Source organism: Streptomyces sp. GbtcB6, assembly GCF_019091475.1.
GTDB classification, from domain to species: domain Bacteria; phylum Actinomycetota; class Actinomycetes; order Streptomycetales; family Streptomycetaceae; genus Streptomyces; species Streptomyces hyaluromycini.
In genome coordinates this window covers 1-1,357 of the sequence record NZ_JAGXJL010000155.1, presented here as the reverse complement: position 1 = coordinate 1,357, position 1,357 = coordinate 1, and the positions used below count along the sequence as shown (strand labels likewise).

Annotated in this window: 1 protein-coding gene; it reads right to left on the bottom strand. The window is 69.3% G+C overall.

Going from position 1 to position 1,357, the window contains the following annotated elements:
• Positions 1-78 precede the first annotated feature (78 nt).
• Positions 79-1,317 carry an IS701 family transposase gene (locus KVT45_RS54940; RefSeq protein WP_217562623.1) on the bottom strand — a complete coding sequence of 413 codons (1,239 nt, stop codon included), beginning with the start codon at positions 1,315-1,317 and terminating at the stop codon, positions 79-81.
• Positions 1,318-1,357 lie beyond the last annotated feature (40 nt).

The following is a 1,357-nucleotide window of genomic DNA, read 5'->3' as shown; positions in this document are numbered from 1 at the left end:
GCCTTCAGGCACGGGTGCGTCGACGGTAGTGGCAGGCACGAGCCATGGCCTGGTGACGTCTGCGCCAGAGGGACCAGATCAGTGCACTGGTTGGACGGTGCGCGGGCCGGGGGCAGACAGCTGCCAGCAGACGGCGGATCTCTGCCACGGTGAGCGGGGCCAGGCCGGCTGTGTCGTTTCTGCCGCCCCCCTTTCGACTGCGGCCGCGGTCATGGCGGCGAGGAAGGCATGCGCGAGCATGGCCAAGGTGATGTGCCGGTACCAGCCTGGATACCGGCGGACCTCGTACTGGTCCAGGCCGCACTCGCCCTTGGCGGCCTGGAAGCACGCCTCGATGGCCCAGCGGGTGCCGGCAACACGTACCAGCTGTTCGACCGTGGTCCCCTCGGGGGCATAGGCCAGGTAGTAGGCGAGTTCGTCGGGGCGGGCCAGGCTACGGCGCGCCATCACCCAGCGGCGGTGCGTGGGCGGATCCGGGTCGAAGACGATGTTGACGGGCAGCTGGGCGACGGCCCAGTCATAGAGGCGCGGGCCTTTGGCGCCGTCACCGCAGGACAGGACCTGCCAGGCGTCGGCCGGGGCATCGGCGATGAGCTGGTCGATACGCCAGATCCCGGCCAGCGACTTGATCTGCTGGGACTTCGGCACCGCCAGGACGTAGCCGACGTTTGCCTCCTCCAGCATGCGGCGGAAGGACCAGTCCTGCCCGTAGGCACTGTCCGCGGTCACCCAGGAGATCGGCAGCGAGGAGGCCAATGCCCGCAGTACCAGGGTGCGGGCCAGCTCAGGCTTGGTGGCAAAGCCGCGGTCTGCAGGAACCCGGGCTGCCCGGCACCGCGCGGCATCATCGGTCCAGGACTTCGGCAGATACAGTTCCCGGTCCACCAGCGTCCGTCCGCGCGACGAAGCGTAGGCGGCGAACACTCCGATCTGACAGTTCTCGGTCCGGCCGGCCGTGCCGGAGTACTGCCGCTGCACCCCGGCCGAGACGCGGCCCTTCTTGATGAAGCCGGTGTCATCCACAATCAGCACGCCGTCCGGGGCGCCGAGCTGCTCGGCGACATACTCCTGCAGGTCATCGCGGAGCCCGTCGACATCCCAGCGGCTCCAGGACAGCAGGTGCTGCAACCCGTACGGGCCGGTGTGACCGGCGTACTCGGCCAGTTGCCAACTGTTCTTGCGTCCGACCGGTCCCAGCAGGCCCCGCACGTAATCCCGCATCCGGCGCCGCACCTCAACGCGGCCGAACCGGCCGCCCACCCGCAGGAACAGCTCCTCCAGCTCGGCCGTCCACGGTCCCGTGACGAAATCCGCCATCATGCCTCGATCGTGCGCGGCTGCACCCACTGCGCAGACG